At 59.0% G+C, this 19,325-nt stretch carries 17 protein-coding genes; 6 read left to right on the top strand and 11 right to left on the bottom strand.

Features of this window, described 5'->3' with window-relative positions; translation table 11 throughout:
• Together ACFPPB_RS19305 and ACFPPB_RS19300 are read left to right on the top strand one after the other, a co-directional pair.
• Positions 1-180: hypothetical protein (locus ACFPPB_RS19305; RefSeq protein ID WP_377330127.1), on the top strand; the 180-nt coding region annotated here is incomplete at its 5' end.
• 175 nt (positions 181-355) lie between these two features.
• Positions 356-1,078, top strand: a complete 723-nt coding sequence (locus ACFPPB_RS19300) for an FkbM family methyltransferase (protein WP_377330126.1) — start codon at positions 356-358, stop codon at positions 1,076-1,078.
• A gap of 124 nt (positions 1,079-1,202) precedes the next feature.
• On the opposite strand, the gene ACFPPB_RS19295 is transcribed toward ACFPPB_RS19300, so the two are convergent.
• A complete protein-coding gene (locus ACFPPB_RS19295) occupies positions 1,203-3,437 on the bottom strand; it encodes a hypothetical protein (RefSeq protein ID WP_377330124.1) in 2,235 nt (744 codons plus the stop codon).
• A 278-nt stretch (positions 3,438-3,715) separates the two neighbouring features.
• On the opposite strand from ACFPPB_RS19295, the gene ACFPPB_RS19290 reads away from it, so the two are divergent.
• Together ACFPPB_RS19290 and ACFPPB_RS19285 are read left to right on the top strand one after the other, a co-directional pair.
• Positions 3,716-4,405 carry a phosphatidylserine decarboxylase gene (locus ACFPPB_RS19290; RefSeq protein ID WP_377330122.1) on the top strand — a complete coding sequence of 230 codons (690 nt, stop codon included), beginning with the start codon at positions 3,716-3,718 and terminating at the stop codon, positions 4,403-4,405.
• Complete coding sequence (locus ACFPPB_RS19285) at positions 4,402-4,605, top strand: hypothetical protein (RefSeq protein ID WP_377330120.1); 204 nt, start codon at positions 4,402-4,404, stop codon at positions 4,603-4,605. The genes ACFPPB_RS19290 and ACFPPB_RS19285 overlap by 4 nt, the downstream gene beginning before the upstream one ends.
• A gap of 276 nt (positions 4,606-4,881) precedes the next feature.
• On the opposite strand, the gene ACFPPB_RS19280 is transcribed toward ACFPPB_RS19285, so the two are convergent.
• From ACFPPB_RS19280 to ACFPPB_RS19240, 9 genes are all read right to left on the bottom strand, one after another.
• Positions 4,882-5,148: a sterol desaturase family protein gene (locus tag ACFPPB_RS19280; protein ID WP_377330118.1), complete on the bottom strand. Its 267-nt coding sequence runs from the start codon at positions 5,146-5,148 to the stop codon at positions 4,882-4,884.
• Positions 5,149-5,270: 122 nt separating this feature from the next.
• The gene (locus ACFPPB_RS19275; protein WP_377330116.1) at positions 5,271-6,023 is read right to left on the bottom strand and encodes a phosphatase PAP2 family protein; all 753 of its coding nucleotides are present in this window, start codon (positions 6,021-6,023) and stop codon (positions 5,271-5,273) included.
• Between the two features lie 342 nt (positions 6,024-6,365).
• On the bottom strand, positions 6,366-9,185 hold the full coding sequence (prsT, locus tag ACFPPB_RS19270; protein WP_377330114.1) for an XrtA/PEP-CTERM system TPR-repeat protein PrsT: 2,820 nt from the start codon (positions 9,183-9,185) through the stop codon (positions 6,366-6,368).
• Positions 9,186-9,222: 37 nt separating this feature from the next.
• Positions 9,223-10,584, bottom strand: a complete 1,362-nt coding sequence (gene prsR, locus ACFPPB_RS19265) for a PEP-CTERM-box response regulator transcription factor (protein ID WP_377330112.1) — start codon at positions 10,582-10,584, stop codon at positions 9,223-9,225.
• Positions 10,581-12,665, bottom strand: coding sequence for an XrtA/PEP-CTERM system histidine kinase PrsK (prsK, locus tag ACFPPB_RS19260; protein ID WP_377330110.1), 2,085 nt, complete (start codon positions 12,663-12,665; stop codon positions 10,581-10,583). Before prsK ends, prsR begins: the two co-directional genes overlap by 4 nt.
• Positions 12,666-12,732: 67 nt before the next feature.
• Positions 12,733-13,902 (bottom strand): non-hydrolyzing UDP-N-acetylglucosamine 2-epimerase, encoded by a 1,170-nt coding sequence (gene wecB / locus ACFPPB_RS19255; protein WP_377330108.1) that lies wholly within the window; start codon positions 13,900-13,902, stop codon positions 12,733-12,735.
• Positions 13,903-13,968: 66 nt separating this feature from the next.
• The gene (locus ACFPPB_RS19250; protein ID WP_377330106.1) at positions 13,969-15,090 is read right to left on the bottom strand and encodes an SDR family oxidoreductase; all 1,122 of its coding nucleotides are present in this window, start codon (positions 15,088-15,090) and stop codon (positions 13,969-13,971) included.
• Positions 15,090-15,377 carry a UDP binding domain-containing protein gene (locus ACFPPB_RS19245; RefSeq protein WP_377330104.1) on the bottom strand — a complete coding sequence of 96 codons (288 nt, stop codon included), beginning with the start codon at positions 15,375-15,377 and terminating at the stop codon, positions 15,090-15,092. The genes ACFPPB_RS19250 and ACFPPB_RS19245 overlap by 1 nt, the downstream gene beginning before the upstream one ends.
• A 665-nt stretch (positions 15,378-16,042) precedes the next feature.
• Positions 16,043-16,864, bottom strand: coding sequence for an N-acyl amino acid synthase FeeM domain-containing protein (locus tag ACFPPB_RS19240; RefSeq protein WP_377330102.1), 822 nt, complete (start codon positions 16,862-16,864; stop codon positions 16,043-16,045).
• A 1,103-nt stretch (positions 16,865-17,967) separates the two neighbouring features.
• On the opposite strand from ACFPPB_RS19240, the gene ACFPPB_RS19235 reads away from it, so the two are divergent.
• Positions 17,968-18,201 (top strand): type II toxin-antitoxin system MqsR family toxin, encoded by a 234-nt coding sequence (locus tag ACFPPB_RS19235; protein ID WP_377330100.1) that lies wholly within the window; start codon positions 17,968-17,970, stop codon positions 18,199-18,201.
• 2 nt (positions 18,202-18,203) lie between these two features.
• Positions 18,204-18,605 carry a type II toxin-antitoxin system MqsA family antitoxin gene (locus ACFPPB_RS19230; protein WP_377330099.1) on the top strand — a complete coding sequence of 134 codons (402 nt, stop codon included), beginning with the start codon at positions 18,204-18,206 and terminating at the stop codon, positions 18,603-18,605.
• Here the strand turns inward: ACFPPB_RS19230 and ACFPPB_RS19225 are convergent.
• On the bottom strand, positions 18,579-18,965 hold the full coding sequence (locus tag ACFPPB_RS19225) for a hypothetical protein (RefSeq protein ID WP_377330096.1): 387 nt from the start codon (positions 18,963-18,965) through the stop codon (positions 18,579-18,581). The two genes, ACFPPB_RS19230 and ACFPPB_RS19225, sit on opposite strands and share 27 nt — an antisense overlap.
• Between the last annotated feature and the right edge of the window lie 360 nt (positions 18,966-19,325).

The raw sequence follows: 19,325 nt of genomic DNA, 5'->3' as shown, positions 1-19,325 counted from the left end.
CAGGCCATCCTGGATCAACGCGTCGCGCTCTACGAAGCCGCACGTCAATCTCAGCCGCTACGTTGGAAAGGCGCTACGCGCAACTGGACGCGCATCCATACCGTCCATCTGAATCCCGACCAGGACGACGACCAGGACGCCATCACGACAGCTCGTAACCAGGAACGAAAAGCCGCCTGAAAATTAATCATTGAGGCGACAACTAGCTTGAAATTTTCCGGATGACTTGCGGTGACAAGTATTGGAAAATTCGGACTTATTCAGGCCACCCCTATCGCACTATCGATTCACGCCCAGTGCGCAGGCGCCAGACGGGCCGAGGAATTGAATCAAGCGAGACGTCACAGGTGAATCAATGGGCATCAGAGGGATATTGCGCACGGCCGCGGAGCGATTGATCGCACGCTTTGGCTACGAGCTGAAAATAGTTGGTTCCCCTCCATCTGGATACTCGGGATTTCTCAGGCGCATGGTGGAGGCGGGAGTGCAGCCTCGAACCGTATTTGATATAGGTGTGGGAAACGGTACGCCGTGGCTATATGAGGCATTTCCGCAAGCCCATTTCGTATTGATTGAGCCTCAAAGAGAGTTTGAACCAGAGCTACAGGAAATTTGTCGTCGTATTGACGCCGAGTACCATCTTGTGGGAGTCGGCAGCAAGGAGCAGCACCTTCCGATCTACCGCTTGCTGAGCAGCCCTACTGGGTCGTCATTCTTGCCACCGAACGCGGAGAATGAACAACGCTGGGGAGCTTCAGAAAAGTCTGGCGAGATACACGTCGTTCCATTGGATACTTATCGCGAACTGCAGGGCCCATTTTTCGTGAAGATCGATACGGAGGGCTTCGAACTCGAAGTGTTGCGTGGCGCCGTGAAAATACTGGAACAAACTGACGTCGTTCTCATGGAAGTCGCGATCTTGAAACGGCAGGAGGGGGAGCCGGATTTGATCGAAATCGGAGCATTCATGAAAAGCAATGGATTCCGCTTGATTGATTTCCCTGTACTCACGCAACAGAAGACAGGAGGCCCGCTTCTTTATGTAGACGTGGCGTTCGCTCGGTCCGAGCAGCTGTGACACGAGCGGATACCAAAGCTGCTGGTTAAACCCGCTTCGCATCGGACGAAGGCTAAGCCGGACAGGCCAGCGCCCCGGTGCGGCGCCAAGCGGATGCTCGACGCCGGGAGGCGGTCGGGGTAGGTCAGTGCGAAAAGAAGCGTGGCACGACCGCGAAGTTGGGATAGTTGTTGTAGGCATTGGTCCTACTGGGTTTCGCGCTGCGGGAATCGAACAGCTCCCACGCAGCCTTTGCGTTCGGCAGGCCGCTGTCTGCTGCAGCCGCAACGCCGATCTGCAGGTTGGCTGGGTAACCCGTGGCTGAGTAAGCATAGCCGTGCATCTCGCCGGCTTGCCACGGTTTCCTTTCCAGCACCCCCATGGCGGTCACCATGGTCGGTGAATTGCAGGCTAGTCCAACCAAACTCGGGAACGTCGCCGCATACACGGCACTGTACGACGGAAGGTAGTTCTTCCCAGTGGCGTCGGTAACCACAGCTGTGTAGGCCGAAGCTTCCAGCCAACAATAGCCGTGACTTGGATTGGCCTGCCAGTCCGTCATCAAGCCAATTTCGAACTTGGCTAGCCAGTTGCGAAACTCCGACGCACCCACAAAACCGAGTTCCGCCGCATGCCCCGCCGACCAAGTCAGGAAATTGTGCATCCACGGCGCCATGCCTTTCTCCCCAGTGGGCTTGTTCTGTCCGTTTACCACGGTATAGGTGGCGCCGCTGTCCATAATCGCCAGCGGATTGGCATTCGGGTTGTTACTATATTTCGTATTCCAGTCGGCAAGTGAGTTCTCCACGTCGGCCCTGAATTCTGCCTTCAATGGGTGGTCGTCCGGCAGTAGCCACGCCCCATCGGCCATCTCGCGGAGTACCCAGGCCTTGCCGCGCACCTGACTGTGTGCGTCGTCAATCAGGCCTTTGGTAAACCCACGATAGGCCTCGCCCGACCAAATTTCATTGTGTGATGCCCCGAAAGCGAGTTCCGACATGTAGTAGTAATCGCCTGTCACCATGTAGGACACATACCCTTCTGAAGGCTGGTGCGCGTTGTCCCATGAATAGGGGTTGCCGGTGCCGTACCATGCCGTTGTGCACTTCGAGATTACTGCATTGTTGGTGCAGCCCGGCAACAGATCCGCCTTGTATGCCGCGCCTTTCGTGCTGTTCTGTGTTGCAAGCTTGCTCGCCGATGCCCAGTTGATGATGGTTACATAGGGGTGCTTCTGGATGCTTATTGGCCATCCCGTTTGTTCGTCACGGTAATGGATGCTGTACGCGCCGAGTGCGTCGGTGTTGGCGAGCATCCAGTTGTAAGCACGAACGTCGGGATCGACGATGTAAACGCTGGTCCAGCGCGGCAGCGGACCGATCGCAGCTTGCGCGCCAGTGGTACCCATGGCTTGGGTCTGGTCACAATGGTCCAGGGGTGCGCAAGACTGGCGCAAGCTGCTAAGAAATTTCTCATCTGGCTTCAGCGGCATATAGCGCGACACCGCCTTGCTGGCCTGGATGTACTGGGTGTCCTGTTGCAAATAGATTTTGGGTTGGGCCTTGTTCCACCACAGCACCTGATGCCAGCGCGTGTAGGCGTACTGCGTGAGTGCCGGGCTGGTGTAAGTCGCGTCCCCCGAGGTGAGGGTCGCGGTGTATTGCGGTTGCGCCTGCGGCGTGAAGGCCGAGGTATTTTCCACGATGACATCGGTCCGTACCTGCGGCACGGCGCCAGAGGAACCGCCGGCATAGGCGCGCACCGCGAAGTAGATTCTCAAGTTCGGGTTGATCGTGCCATCTGCCGCCGTCACTGGGCCGTTTACCACCCACTCGCTGACAAGCGGGCCGGAAAGCCACAGGTTGCAATGTTTGTCCCACGGTTTGCACGTACTCGTATTGTTGGCTGCCTGCAACAGCGCGCGGGCATCTGCCGTGTAGTTTGTGCCGCCGATATTGATCGCCATTTTGGCGTTGTAGTTTGTTGCGAGCAGTTGCGACAAACTGACAGGCTTGCCTGGTCCTGGCGCGGTTGGCGTCGGGCCAGCGGAAAGCGTCAAGTGCAACTTTGCGTGACCCGGTAGCGCTGGCACCATCGTCGTCAGCACAGCGTGGCGCAAGCTGCCGTCCGGGTTGGCCGCCTTGCTGTCAACCTGTAAAGTTATCGGTTGGTCGTTGAGGGTGGCGGTAACTGTCGCGCCCCGGGGTATGTCGCCGTCCTTGAAGACCTGCCCGAAGGTGACTGGAACGAAGGTCTGCGATTGCGCGACCATACTGACTACGTTATCCGTCACCACGGCTTCCGCTTGCGCGTTCACAGCACCGATGAGCAGTACGCCACCCGCGTACCCGTACAGCACCTTCACAAGGACTTGATTCATCAAAGACTCCTGATCGGTACCGAAGGTCCGCCAGTAGAACCCTTTCGTCCTTGTATTTGCAAGTTCACACGGAGAACGGTCGTGGATTTCGAGGGGCTGGGAAATCGAGCGCGCTTGATGGAGAAGCCTTTCAGCTTCGGCTCTACAATACCGTAGCCTGTACTGAGTTGATGACGGTTCTGAGTCTATCCTGCAGGCAATTGCAAGAAGCGATTTCGCGGGGTTTACACGCCACGCGTCTGCAGTCGAGATCGGGCATTCATCGGGGCATACAATAAATGATGGTACTTGTTCTGCAAATCGTGATCTTGTGTCTGCTGGTCGCGGGCATCGTGGTGTGGGCGATTTATTTTCCGTACCCATCGCCACTGATAAGGCGCTGGCTTGCGCCACGCAAGCGCTGGCCGGAAATGCAAATCCGCTCTTGGTTGCAGCGTGGTGAATTTCAGCATGCGTTTCTGCGCCATTTTTACAGTGATCCGGAGCGGATCGCGCCTCACGGTACCTGCATGCTGGCTCCGGCGGATGGGCTGGTGACCAGTGCGGATATACGCGGAGAGGTACGCTATTTGGTGATCGCGCTCAGCTTCTGGGATATGCATGTGCAACGCAGTCCGCTCGCAGGGATAGTGCTCAGCGTGGAGTCGCACGGCGACGACTTCATGGACGGCGAGGGAAGGGAGTTTTCGTTTCTGCGGGAGAAATCTTGCCCGGTGCAAAAACGCCTCGTGATCGAGAGCGGCGGCGAACAAATCGCAGTGCGCTTGATCACCAGCATCGCGGCGCGGCGCATCGAGACATGGGTTCGCGAAGGCGAGGCGATTGAGCGCGGCCAGAGGATCGGCAGGATATTGCTCGGTAGCACGGTGGTGCTCGAACTGCCCGCTGCCACCAAGCTGTTGGTGCGCACGGGAGATCGCGTCTGGGCAGGACAAACAGCGGTTGCCGAAGGTTTGGCTGCCCCATGAATGGTTTTTTCTGGACCTCCGGTCATCTGGGTTGGGGCATTTTTGCGTTTGTCGTATTCACCAGCCTGTGGTGTCTGTTGTCTGATCTGGTCTGGCGATTGAAAAGTGTCAGGATTGGCCGGCTCGCGCTTGCGATGTCGATCGGCTGGATTATCGGGGTCGGGCTGATTTTGCTGGGGCTCTATCTCGGCCATCGGTAAGGCTGCCAGACAGGGCGCCCGCTACACTGCCGCAGACCATTCGTCCGATGAAATCGAAACTCCTCGCGCTGGAGCCGGAGGGGAAAGCCGGCTGAGGATTGCGGCAGGCCTGCCGCTATTCGCAGCGGATGCGCGGCGGCGGCTCGGTGTCGAGCCGAACCCGGAAAGATCGCGAAATACGGATAATTGTCGGGAGAAGCTTGTTGTGGGAAGGGGCTCGCGGAGTGCCGTATACACGGCACCCGGGCCTCTGCAGCGTTGCGCTGGCGTCGCACTTCATTGTTGAATCAGCCGCCAATGATATGGAGCATGGTGGGTGCCGAACAAGCGGTCGACGAACGGAAACATCGCAGCATAGGTGCCGTCACGTCGGCCGTCATTGGTGTGGTGCCATCGATGAAAAAACGGGGTGGCAATAGCGTGCTCCAGAAAACCGAAGCGCCAGCGCGCGTTCGCATGGACGAAGAACCCCCAGAGTGTGCCAAGCAACAAAAACAGGGCCGTGACTGTCGGGCCACCATCAGTCAGTCCGAAAGCGAACACGGGGGAATCCGCACATCCGGCTCAACACCATGTCCACCGGGTGCGCTCGGGTGTTCGTCAGAATATCGATATCCTTGGTGTTGTGGTGAATCGAATGGAATCGCAAGTGATCTGGTAAGCAATCATTTGGGCAACTGTTGCTGCGGACCCATATGGGTACGCGTATGAACAGCAGCATGCAGACCCACCCGCCATGCGATCCAGCTTAGAACGCGCTTCGAGGGAAACTCGTGCCCGAAGGCGACGAGCACCGACAGCAACATACTGGCGATCATCCACTTGCGCACCAACGGCGCTTCCGCTGCCTGTCGCCACGTGAGTAGCAGAAAGACCGTCGCGACCATCGCGCCCCACAGGGCTCCCACAATGACTTCCGATAGGGAATGGTAGCCCAGCTCCCAACTCGCGGCCGAGATGGCGAGGGCGAGACCCGCGCCTAGACCGACCGTGGCGACACGCAGTCCGGTTCGGTTGCGACCAGTGACGATCGCGCCGGCTGAGGGCCAGAACAGAAACGAGAGTGCAGCATGTCCGCTCAGGCCGATGAAGTTCCATCCGGCAGGGTGCCATCCCGAAATCATGTAAAGCATTTTGCTCAGCGCTACGCCCCCGCCCACCAGCAACACGGCGACCAGCCAGCACCAACCGGTGCGTCGGGTGAGCGGGGCTGAGATCAACCACGCGAAGAGGATCACCGCACACGGCATAAGCACGGCACCATCGCCGATGTTGGTCAACGCATGCCAAACACGGAGCATCATCATTTCAAACCACGGTCTGATTTGGCCGAGTTCCCAGCGGGCGGCGGCATCATTTGAAGGCGCGGCCGCCACCGCCAGATGCGCGCTTACCAACGGAATGCGGGGAATGGCCATGAATCGGCACCACAGGTTAGATCCGAACAATCCTCCGGACGCTGATTCTCGCGCACAGTGCCAGGTCACCGGTGATTGGTCAGTGATGGTTGCGGGCATTGGTGCGAGCGTACTGCAGCTGGCAGCGCGCACCAGGAGCACCAGCGAGGGCCGAGGGGCTGGCGAGGATGATCCGGGCTAGACAGTTTGGTGCGCGAAGCAAGGTTGAGGGTACGACTTCGTGCGCCACCCACCCATACCGTCATCAACTGTCTGGCGCAAGTTGCGTACGATTACCCGCTCCTGCGGGGGGAGGGGGAGTGGCGGTCGTAAGTGAACTACGAAGGTAGCCAAGAAATGGCACTACTTACCGGGGCCGCCCCCGGCTGCACCGCCCAGCTCGCGGTAGAGCTTTTCCGCCTCCTGCTTGTCCTTAAAATCAGCGCCTGTTTTTTGCAGTGCCTTGAGGGTGGTTCGCGCGCCGACAGTGTCGCCGGTGCGCGCCTGGGCCACAGCCAGATGATATTGGATGACCAGAACCTGTGGAGTCGCCTTGACCGCTTGCATGAGGATCGGCAGGGCCGTTTTGGGCTGGTTGTTTGCGATCAGTGCCCAGCCATATGTGTCCGCAATGCCGGGTGAGTCAGGCGCCAACTTGAAGGCCCGCTCCGCCAGTGCCAGTGCCATGGGATTATGTTGCTCGGAGTAAATCCAGGCGAGGTTGTTGAGTGCGCCGATGTCGGACGGATAAGTCTTCAACACGCGTTCGTACTGGCTGGCAGCCTGGGTGTTCTGCGCGTGGTTCAGGTAGTACTGGGCCAACAGCAGGCGCGTGGCGGGATCGTCCGGATGTTTGACCAACCAGTCACGCAGTACCCCTTCCGGCTCCTTGGCCGCGCCTTCGCTAAGTGCTTGAAAGTTCTTGATCACCAGGGAGCGGTCATACTGCAGCTTCAATCCTTGCTGGTAGGCTTGCGCGGCCTTGCCCCAGGATTTGCTTGCCATATATAGATCCCCTTCAAGACTGAATCCAGCGGCCTTGGAGGCGGTTTGTTTCTGCAGTGTTTGCGCCAGGGAAATCGCGCCCGGCAGATCATGGTCCTGCAATTTCATGAACGCGAGCAGCGTCACCGCCGTTACCTGACCGGGGTCAGCCTTGATCACCTGGGTAAGATTGTCTTTGGCGTCCTTGGTGTCCTTGTTGATGAGTTGTGCACGTGCCAAATTGGTGCGGTACAAGGACACATGCGGCGCGAGTTTCACGGCTTGCTGCAGCGAGTTCAGCGCGTTGGCCTGATGGCCGGCATTGAGTTCCGTCGCTCCGAGGACATTAAGAGCTGCAGGATTGTTGGGGTCCGCATCCACCAGGCGTTTGGCGGTGCTCTCTGCATCGTCGAATTGACCGCTTTCGCTGTACACCACTACCAGCCCGAAATAGGGGGCAGCGGATTTCGGCGCCGCTTCGATGGCCTGCTTGAACCATTTAAGGGCCTCCGCTTTGTTGCCTTGCAGCATGGCAAGCCGGCCGATTGAGGTCATGGCCACGTCGTTTTGCGGGTTCTGTGCCAACACCGCTCTGTACTGAACGTCAGCATCTCCGTAATGGCCCTCGAGTGAATCCAGGTTGCCCAGATTCAGGAGCACAGCGAGACTCTTGGGGTCCAGCTTGTGGGCCTCGGAATATTCGGCGCGTGCTTCAGTACGCCGACCGGCTGCAACCAGTGCGGTCCCGTACAACAGGTGCGCGGCACTGTCGTGCGGATTCTTGGCGGCATACTCAGCCGCCACCTTTACCGCATCGGCCGGGTGCTGCTCGCGTACATAAGTCATGACCAGAAAGCGGTTGCGTCGCGCCTCGGCGGAGGCATCCCCCGCGGGCTTCTCCTTCAGCAGGCGGATCGCTTCGGATTCATTTCCGCTGTCCAAGGCTTTGCCAACCTGAGCGAACTGAGCATCGGGTGGATTGTTTGTGCTCGTTGCGGAAGCTTTCGGCCCAGGTTTTCCAGCGCCTTCGGCGACGGCTCTCTGCAGCAGCGCCAGCAGCTCGGTGTCGGATGGGTTGCCCGGTACGGCGGGTCGCAGCATCTCCAGCGCCTGGCGCGAGTCGCCTGAGCGATAGAGCGTGAGAGCCAGCAACTTGCGGGCTTGGACATTTTTCCGGTCCATGCCCATGACATTGCTGAGGTGCATTTCCGCCTGGACGTAGTCGCCCTGCGCGTAGTTGACCGTGCCCATGAGAAACTGCGCCTGCGCATTGTCGGGCTGCTCCTTGAGCACCTGTTGAAGCTCGGAAATCGCATCGTCCAGATGCCCCTGTTTGTACAGCACCATGGCGTGCAGATAGTGAGGAAACGGCTGCTGCGGCGACATTTTTTCCAGTGTCTGAATGCTGACGAGAGCCTTGTCGTACTGATTTTGTTGCCCCTGTGCGTTGGCCAGCCGAATCAACGTGTAAAAGCGCTCTTGCGGCAGCCAGTCGGGGTTTTTGAAGCCCAGCACTTTCTGGTAATCCGATTCGGCGCTGGCGAAATCCTGGCTGGTGAATGCCAGATCTCCCTTGACTATCCAGGCCTGCGGATTTTCCGGCGCCGCCGCCAGTGCCTGTTGCACGTACGTGTTGGCGGAATCCAGATCGTTGGCGGCCGCCGATGCCTCGGCGAGTCCGGCAAGTGCGCGTGGATCCTTCGGATCCAACGTCAACGCGGCCTGATACGACTGCTTCGCCTGGTCAAGCTGATTCAGGCCGAGATAGGCGTCGCCGCGCAGCACGTTCGTAAGCCCCTCGATCCTCGGGTCTGTGAGCTTGTCGGGAGATACGATCTTGAGGAGCTTGTCGTACTGCTGCGTCACCCGTAGCACCTGTCCCATCGGAACCACCCATTGTGCTTTCGGCACGCTGTTGGCCTGGGCATTTTGCAGGTCGTTCAGGGCCTCCGTCGGATTGCCGAGCATCAAGGAGGCCTGGCCCAGAAGTAGCCACGCGGCACCGTTCTTGTTGTCGCGCTGCAAGACCTTCTTGGCCTCGATGTAGGCCGCACGATACTTTCCTTCGGCTTGATATTTGCTGCCAGCATCAAGGCTGCCATGTCCTCCGGTCAGGCCGCAACCGCTCAGCAACAGGTTGACACAGAGCAACGGCAGGCCGAGACGAACAACCCAAGTGTTGAGCTTGATCAAGCGCATATCTTTACCCTCAGTTCGCCCGGCGCCACGCGCGGAGTCAGTCTGGACTGGTTGGCCTCTTCAATCCATGCTTGTCCAGAAGATCATAAATTGTCGGCCGGCTGATGCCGAGCAAGCTTGCGACCCGCGAGAGATTGCCGCTAGCTTGGGTCAAGGCCCTCTGGATCGCACGCTTTTCAGCGTCGTTTCGCACCTTTTGCAGGTCCAGGATATCGTCATCGACTGCTCCAAGGTGCAATGCCTCAAGTCCGATCTGCTTTTCATCCGCCATGATCACCGCGCTATTTATTGTGTTTTCCAACTCGCGCACGTTACCGGGCCACGGATATTCCGCGATCGCCTTGAGCGCCTTGGCGGTAAATCCGCGAACTGTGCGTCCGTGGCGACTGGCCGCCTGCTCTAGAAAATGACGCGCGAGAGTCACCGCGTCACCGGCGCGTTCACGCAGTGGCGGAAGTCGAATGCTCACTTCGCTGATGCGGTAAAACAGATCTTCGCGGAAGCGTCCATCACGGATCAGTGCCGGCAGATCCTGATGTGTGGCGCAGATGATGCGCACATCCACCGGAATCAATTCGCGTCCACCGATGCGCTCGACCACCCGCTCCTCGAAAAAACGCAGCAGCTTGGCCTGCAGCGTTAGCGGCATGTCGCCGATCTCGTCAAGCAGCAGGCTGCCGTTGACGGCCAGTTCGATCTTGCCTTTGGTTTGCTTGTGCGCGCCGGTGTAGGCGCCCTTCTCGTAGCCGAACAGCTCGGCTTCCAGCAGAGCATCGGGGATGGCCGCGCAGTTGATCGCCACGAAGGGTCCGCCGTGCCGCGAGCTCAGGCGATGTACCGCACGCGCGAACAACTCCTTGCCGGTGCCGGTTTCGCCGAGCAGCAGGACGGTGGCGCTCGAGGGACTGACTTTCTCAACCATCCGGTAGGCATTGAGCATCGCTGTGCTGTTGCCGATCACGCCTTCGAACACCGCGGGCGACTGGCTTCTGAGCCTGCGGTTCTCGGCCTCCAGTTCGTGCACCCGGAATGCGCGATCCACAATCATGCGGAGGACTTCCAGGTCCAGTGGCTTGAAGCAGAAATCGTAGGCGCCGGAGCCGATCGACTTGACGGCGTTATCACGGTCACCGTTTCCGGTGACTACAATGATCTTGGTGTGTGGGACCTCCTCCAGGATTTCTGCAATCGTGGCGAAACCCTCAGTCGTGCCGGCGGCGTCCGGGGGCAGGCCCAGATCCTGCAGCACAACCGCCGGCTGGTGGCGGCGCAGCAGGGCGAGCGCTGTCGGCCGGTCGCCGGCTATGACCAAGTCATAATCCTCGAAGCTCCAGCGCAGCTGGCTCTGCAGGCCGATATCATCCTCGACGATCAACAGGCAACGCTGCTTCTGACTCATGACGCGGCCCCCAGCCTGCCGGCCACTGTTTCATCGCCCGCAGGTTCATCCAGCGGCAGCTGAATAGCGATTACAGTGCCCTGGCCGGGGGTACTGTTCACGCGCATCGCTCCACCCAGCGAATGCACATACTCGCGGGCCTGGTAGGCGCCAATACCCATGCCTCTGCTCGCCTTGGTGGTGAAAAATGGCTTGAACAGCCGGTTGCGGATGAAGTCCTCGTCCATACCAGCTCCGTCATCTTCGATTTCGATCGAGGCATGTACGGATTCGCGCTTGACTCTGAGCGTGACATGACCGTGGGCTTGCGCTGCGTCCTGGGCGTTGCGGATCACGTGTCCCAGCACCGTGGCAAGCTGTTCTGAGTTTGCTTGTACCCATAGGTCATCCGCGGCCGGTTGCTGGTATTCCGGTTGCGGCACTTGCGAGCGGCATTCGTCAATCGCCTTGAGCATCACTGCCGCGAGTTGCAAGCGACCGTGCATGGCGGGTACCGCCTCGCCGCGCAGCTGCTCGAGTAGCCGCGAGATGCGATGCACCGAATTCGCCACGGTCGTGAGCATGTCGTCCACGAACGCAGGGTTGTGCTTGTGACGTTCGGCGTTCTGCAGCAGCAAGGATTGCTGTGCAGCGAGGTTCTTGAGGTCGTGCATCAGAAACGCGGTGAGCCGGTTGAAGCCTTCGAACTGGCGCACTTCGGCAACGCGCTGGGCATCGGCCGCCTGCGCCAAGGCGCCCGCTACCTGACCGCCGGCTGCCCGGAGCAAATCAATATCCTCCCAATCAAATGCGCGGCTCGCGCGTGCATGGGCGAGCACCACGAAACCGATGAGCCGGTCTTCCAGCACCAATGGCACCAGCAACCATGCGCGTGTCAGCGCGCATAATTCGGCGGGCGCCCGCAGCCGTTCATCGCCCAGGGGCGGCGGCTCACTCAAATCATAAATCCACCGGCGTGAGCGCATGATGCCGAACGCCGGCAAGCAGGATGGAAGCTTCAGGCCGACCGGCGTCGGCATGTTCCAGCATGCTTCCGGCACGAATTCATCAGCATCGCTGCGCATGAACAGTGCGCCCCCCGGGCTGTCCATAATCTGCGCCATTGCCTGCACGGCGCGTTGCGGCAGCTCCGAGTCGCTGGTCGCCAACGTGGCCGACAACCGCAGCCATTCCTCGCGATAGTCGTGACGGAAACTGAAGAAGTTCTTGTGCAGGAACACTCGCAGATGGGAACGCGCCTGACCGGAGAATGTGATTAACAGAACGACCAGCAGCGCAAAGCAGACAAGCGTGATTTCCGCTACCCGGCCCCAATCGCCTCCGTACAGACGCACGTAATAACCACCGATCGACGTGGCGATGATGTAGAACGCGACCACCAGCAGGCTCGTGGAATAGAACACCGCGCGCCGTGACACGCCTACCTCCAGCGACCACTGCGGGTTGCGGGCCGCCGCCACCACCAGTAGCGGCACCACCAAGGCATCAATGAAACCGCGTGCCGCCCATGCGTTGATGTTCAACTGCCGGTAGAGCACCGCGTAGGAATACAAAAAGATGTCGTAGGTGAACATCAAGCCAAGCGCAATTACCAGGAACTTCAGCGCCCAGCGCTGTTTCGGTTGCACGTTGCGGTAGATCTGTTCGAGAAACACCACGCCGGCGAGGGCCAGAACCAGCACACCGACTAGCGGCACGTCGACGCTGAACGGCAACACGGTCGTTTGCGGCAAATCTGTCACCGGCCACAGGCAGTAGAGAGTGAGCATGATCCACAACGCGTGCACAGTAACGCGCAAACCACGAAGCAGCCCGGACATCGTCCCGACATCGGACAGGGTGCCCAGGAAAACGAGCCAGGCGCCATAGCGTAGAACCTCGGCCGTCAGTATCCAGCTGATTGCCACGGTGCGCCGCCACTCGGCGTAAGCCAGAAACGCGCTCCACAGAACCGAGATCAGCGTGGCCAGGATCAGCAGGGCGCCGGTGCGCTGCCCGCGCCAACCGACGCCCAGCAGTGTCGTGCCTGCGAGGAACGCGGCGGCGGCGATCAAGTAACTGGTAATGACGATGAGGTGCATATCTGGGTGATCCCCGGAGCGTGGCGCGGGTGGCTGCACTCAGCCGGCCTTCAGTCCTCTCCCGGATTCACACATTGCGTGGCACATACTGGCTGGAGCGTGCGGAAACCGCTGCTTCTTCGGTAGCGGAGTGCGGCACAGTCAGCAGACGGTTGCGAATGTCGGCCATCACGCGTGCCGCGGCATGTCCGTCCCAGAGCTGTGGCTTGCGTCCATCCGGCCGGTGGCCAGCGAGAATCTCGTCTACCGCTGGCACCAACTCGGCGGCGGTGACCAGTCGGTTGGTACCCTCCGTGATGGTGATCGGCCGTTCGGTAGTGGCGCGCAACGTCAGGCAGGGTATGCCGAGATACGTGGTCTCCTCCTGGACACCACCCGAATCCGTGATGATCAGGCGAGCGCCGCAAACGAGGTTCATAAAATCCACGTAGCCGAGCGGTTCGATGACTTGCAGATCATGCGCTTCGATCAGTTTCGGCCAAAGGCCGAAGGCTTCCAGATTCTTGCGGGTGCGCGGATGTACCGGAAACACCAGTGGCAATCGGGCTGCAATACCCGTCAGTTGACTGATCAGTGAATTGAGTGACTCGGGCCCATCCACATTCGACGGGCGGTGCAGTGTCACCACAACGTACTCACGCTTCTCAAGTCCGAGCCGGCTCCGCTCGCCACTGGCATCGATGCGCTCGCGCATCAGTTCGTAGGAGTCGATCATGATATTGCCGACTCGTGTGACCTTTTCCGGCGGAATGCCTTCAGCGGCGAGATTCTCGTCCGCGTCCGGTGACGGAGTCCATAGGATGTCGGCCACCGCATCGGTCACTAGCCGGTTGATCTCCTCGGGCATCCGGCGGTCGCGGCTGCGCAACCCGGCCTCCAGATGCGCCACCGGAATGCACAGCTTCGCGCCGACCAAGGTACAGGCAACCGTTGCATTGACATCCCCAACCACGACGATCAGGTTCGGTCGATCATCGACGCAGGCTCGCTCGTAGGCGAGCATCACGTTGGCGGTCTGTTCGGCGTGACTGCCGCTGCCCACACCAAGGTTCAGATCCGGCGACGGTAACTTCAGATCGCGAAAAAAAGCTTCCGACATATTCCGGTCGTAGTGCTGGCCGGTATGCACCAACCGCAAACGGCACCACGATTGCGTGCACAACGCGTGAAACAGCGGCGCGACCTTCATGAAATTGGGCCGCGCGGCTGCGATCAAGTCAATCCTCAGCCGCTGCATGACAGGGCATCCCCCCCGATCCATATGGTTTTGAGTGTAGCAAGGTGCTGCCTGCAGTCTAGCGTGTTATCCGGTGGGAATCTTTACATTGGTATTCCCGAGATCCCCGCTGTTGCTGCGAAGGTTCGCATCCTGATGACCACAGCAGGCTCGCGGTTTCATATACCAAGGCATCGCCAGGGCCAGCCCTTGTCCAATATTTTGCGTAGGCGTGAAACCCAGATTCGCAATCGCCTTGCTTATGTCGGCCAGACTATGACGAACATCACCCTCGCGAAAGTCGCGATACACGGGCCGTGCATCTTGTAGATGCGCGTAGTACGGCAGCAGATTGGCCTGAAGCCGGGAGTAAAGCTCGTTGAGCGTTGTACGTTCACCTACTGCTACGTTGTAGACGTGGTTCAAGGCCGTGGAACTTTCCGTCGTCGCAGCGAGCAAGTTCGCCTGCACCACGTTTGCGACATAGCAAAAGTCGCGGCTGGTCTCACCATCACCATTGATGAACACTGACTCGCCCTTGATGAGGCTGTCTATCCACTTGGGTATGACCGCTGCATAGGCACCATCGGGATCCTGTCGCGGACCGAACACGTTGAAGTAACGCAGACCAATACTGTTGAATCCGTAGCAGCGCGCAAAAACGCTGGCATACTGCTCATTGACATATTTCGTTACGGCGTAAGGGCTCAGCAGATTGCCAATCTGATCCTCCACCTTGGGCAGCCCTGGGTGATCGCCGTAAGTGGCACTACTGGCGGCATAGGTAAAACTTCTTACTTTGGCATCGCGCGCAGCCAACAGCATGTTGAGCGAGCCGGTGCAATTGGTGTCATGTATGGCCAACGGATCTTCAATCGAGCGAGGCACCGACCCCAGCGCCGCCTGATGCAGTACGTGCTCTACATCTTCACAGGCCTTGCGGCAATCTTCGATATTGCGGATGTCGCCGGTGATGAAATGGAACTGGCGCCATGCCTGCGCTCCCACGATCCGTTCAATTTCATCAAGATTGCTCTGGTAGCCCGTAGCGAAATTGTCCAGACCAACCACATGCTGGCCCAATGCGAGGAGTGCCTCGACAAGATTGGAACCAATGAAACCCGCTGCACCCGTCACTAGCCAGCTCTGACAAGACGCCTGAATACGTTCCTTGAGTGCGACTGGGAGTGCCCGGACCAAATCATTCATCACAATCTCCCGTCAACAGCTTCGCGTGGCAGCACGTACTTCACGTCATAAAGGACGGATTCAGCGTTACCTAATGCACGGATAGCGCCCGCTCCCATGCTGGTGAATTCGCGGTGTCCGACAGCCAGAATCACTGCGTCATAGGTGCCGTTGACTGACTGAGGCAGCAGCTCTATGCCGTATTCCTTGTGCGCCTCTTCGGCATCGACCCAGGGGTCATGGATATCGACGTGGGCATTGTAGCCGGTCAGTGCCTGCACAATGTCTACCACGCGGGTATTGCGCATTTTGGGGCAGTTTTCCTTGAAGGCCAGGCCCAGCAACAGGATGCGCGCGCCGGCCGGGTTGATGCCTGACGCACCATCAGGCGGATCACCTCGTTGGCGATGTACGGACCCATACGGTCGTTGGTGCGCCGGCCGGCGAGGATCACGTCCGGGTGATGGCCTGCTTCCTGCGCTTTGTGGGTGAGGTAGTAGGGATCGACGCTAAACCACCGAGGGAGTTCCCCCGGCTCTGCCGGAGAGGCAGTAGCAGTTTGACGTTTAGATAGCGCTGATACCAAGCTCACCGGCCATCGTGCGCGTACCTCAATGAGTACTGTCGCCAACGTGCGATGCCGGGTCAGTTCCATCAGTCGGGCCACGCCGACCTTCGAAGGGAACGCGCCACGCGGGTCGGCCACGCTCGATATCGGCAAGTCAATGCTTGGCCTATTGTTCGCGCCAGCATGCGAGGCGAGCTGCAATCGCCTTGGTCCGTTTACCCTCGGGCGCCAGCGAAACGATACGGGCGCGCTACACCGGCCTGATGCTGGTGAGCTTGGATCCAACCAGTCGGATGAATACGATGCGCTCCTCCCAGCTCAGCAGAATGGCGGTGCAATTCGGCTGTCCGCTCTGCGCAGGCCTCGTCATAAAACATGACACAGACGCGCAGAGCATAGGTTCCCTCAAGCTTGCAAAGCGAAACTAAGCTTACTTGGAGCCAGCTCGGCCTTCTGGCTCGGATCAACGCAATAGCGGTCTTTCAAGAAGCCTGCGATCCGGGAGCCACTCAGTTGCTCCGGTTCGAACGCGAAGCGATGCGAGAACGCACTGCTAGGTACCGGGTTGTCGCACGCATCAGCGAGCCCCCGTGGCAACACGTCTTTTGCCAGTGCTTCGAGCAGGCGGAGGCGCAAGAGCACCACTGGGTTGTTTCGCACCAAGGCATAGCTTGTCGGTGGCGCAAATTTTTCGAAGCCGTAACAACGTATGTAGAAGTCGGCATGCCGCGGATGCACACCGATGACGATATCGGTCAAATCGGTGTGCAAACCATAATGTATGGCCCACCGCATCATGCTGAAGAGGGCTCCGACGCCGCGTGAAGCACTCCGGCGACGGTCCGCCAGCATCCCCACCTCAAGCAGGCGGCGCCCCTTTCGTCGAAGTTTATCCAGGTAGGGTGCATATACGCTATCCAGCGCGAGCCCCAGGGGATTATCGCGGAATAGTGTCATCGTGTAGCCGACTTCCGATCCTTCCGGCCCCCAGATCACGCATGCATGCTCGCCCACGGCAGTAGGAACGGCATGCATGCCAAACGGGTTTTTGTCGATAAGCCCCATTTCTGAGTAGCGTTCATAAACCAACCGCCACGCCGATTCCACCTGTTCAAGACTGGTCGCACATGAACACTGCGCTTCGCTTCTGTGCGCCGCCGAGCGCGCGAGATGCGCCGTGATGTCGATGACTGTCTCAGTCATTTCTAATAGTCTGCTTTGGTTCATGTTTCAGTCTCCGGTCGGCGGCCCGTTGCTTCGAGGCATGTCTCTCCTTATCCATGCCTTGGTCGTTCAGAGACGATCAATGCTCATCGCGGGAGGGGGGAGGCTATATCCCGTCTGTTATGATATGCGATGGTTATGTGAATTCTAGGCTATAACCAAGCTATGTTTATGTGAACTGCGTGTCAATATAGCGGAACAAGCCGCAAACCATCAGAAACCCTTGTAATCGCCCCCACGCTGTCCCGATTCTCCGCGCATGCCAACAACCGAACATCGGTGAACTGTGTACTGCGGATCCCGGTTTATAGATGGCATGAGTGGGCCGCCGCCAGGCAGGCGCGATGCCCTGTCTTCCATGTGGCGCCGCGGTTGAGCCGGCATCGCACTTCGGCGAGGCAATCTTCGCAAGACTTGCTCCAAGGCGCGAAAGTCGTGGCAGTCGCATCCAGCGAACATTTGACGTTGCTGGGTCTGGTGTTGAACCAATGTGTGACGGCTCGGTGACTACACACCGACCGCCGGTGTCGATCACGTTGCGCACGTGGTTTTGGTCGAGGGAAGCCCGGAAAGCGCCCATGGCTACCGTAACCCCAGGTGCCTGGCTCAATCTGGCGCGCAGTCGTTCAGGTTTTGCTGCTGAATCCGCTGAGCGAATCCACTATAGGCAGGCCTGACTTCCGGCATCGGGGAGGTACCGCGCTCTTGTAGGGGCGTTTGTTCTTCAAGCCGCTCCCAGGTGTTCCCCCGTTTCGCCCCCAAGCAGGTGTCGTCCGTCCGGGTGGCGGATTGCTTTGCGAGTTTGCATGGGCTTTATCAAATGGTGCTTGAGACGCATGCCTTGCGGGTAGCACTCCGGCAGGTGACGCATCAGCGTCCAAGGTGCGGATTCCGGTCCAACTGGTCACCTGTTCCGGTAATCGCTGAGCATGGGGCTGGTGCTGAGCACATCTTCCAGTGATGGGGCTGGACACGATAGCGAAGCCCTGGCCGCGTCATTAACCTACTTGCCAAACTAAACCTATTAGGTTAGTATTGGGGTATGGAGAAAAGCACGCCTCATTGCAAGCTGGCTGTCGTGAAGACCTTTGCTTGCGGACGGCAAGGTGCGTTCCACGTTCTCGGCCTTGGCCGGTGGCGCTGCCTTGGGCTTCGACTTTGTCGGCATCGTCGGTGTGGTTGCCTCGCTGACTCCGAAGGATTTCTACAAGAGCATGACCACGCATGCGGATCATCGGGTGTGGCAAGACGTGTACCGGCCCAGCACGCCCGCTGGCGAGGTCTACCTGAAACTGACGGTCATCGATGACGTACTCATCGTGTCCTTCAAGGAGCTCTGACCATGAAATGTCCATCGTGCGCAGGCGCGGAACTTGTGCATGACACCCGCGACATGCCCTACACCTACAAGGGCGAATCGACCCTCATTCCTGACGTCACCGGTGACTTCTGCCCGAGCTGCGGGGAAATGATCCTTGGTGTTGCCGAGTCGGCACGTACCAGTGCGGTGATGCTGGATTTCAACAAGCAGGTGAATGCCTCAATCGTCGATCCCAGCTTCATCACCAGTGTCAGAAAGAAGCTGGCGCTCGATCAACGCGAAGCGGCCGAAATCTTCGGCGGTGGCGTCAATGCGTTCTCGCGGTACGAGACCGGCAAGACCAAGCCCCCGCTGGCGCTGGTGAAGTTGCTCAGGGTGCTTGATCGTCATCCTGACCTATTGGGTGAAGTGAGGGCGGCCTAACCGATGCTGAATCAGTCGTCGCTTTCGTCCGCATAATCCAAGCTTTCCGGATACAGCCCCATGAGATCCGACAAGGTGTCGCGAATCTGCTCCAACGCCTCTCATGCCGCTGACCTGATCGTCCAATGCGCCGGCAAGGTCGAAGAACTCACTGGCCTGGCGTAGTGCACCGTTGTTGACGACGGCCATCGCGAGTTGATGGAGCTTGAGCAGGTCATCGCGGATCACGGGTGGCGCGCCGTGATCGCGGTCGTTCAAGTCATCCCGAAGGCTGTCAACCGAATCCACCGCAGCAAGAATGCGCGTGGTCTCGAAGTTCTCGTAGAGCTTGTGCCATTCGGCGTCGGTCATGGCCGCCATACACCATCCTCATAGAGTGTCGCCGCGATAGTTGCGATAAGTCTTTCAAACGCGCACTTCCTAATTGAATCGGCGTGCCGACCTGGCCAAGCGAGCGAGCTTTACCCTGAAGGCACCCGCCACGACAGTGTATCGACCCATGGACTCGCGGCGCACCATGATCGGCACCATCAGGGCCTTGCGCCTTCTGCCAATCCTGCCGCTTTGTGCTGCGATATAACGCCTGACTTGGGCGGCGGATTCAACTACGAAGTGCACCACGGTTGAGGGAGACATCGAAAACGTGTTGTGGCGTACGGAAGTCTAAACGCTTTCGAGGCCGCTGGTTGAGCTTGTCTTCAATCGCTTGAATGTCGTCGT

The organism is Rhodanobacter terrae (assembly GCF_042657005.1).
In the GTDB taxonomy this organism is placed as follows: Bacteria; Pseudomonadota; Gammaproteobacteria; order Xanthomonadales; family Rhodanobacteraceae; genus Rhodanobacter; species Rhodanobacter terrae.
The sequence above is the reverse complement of the archived record's forward strand: the minus strand, read 5'-3'. Positions and strand labels throughout refer to the sequence as shown.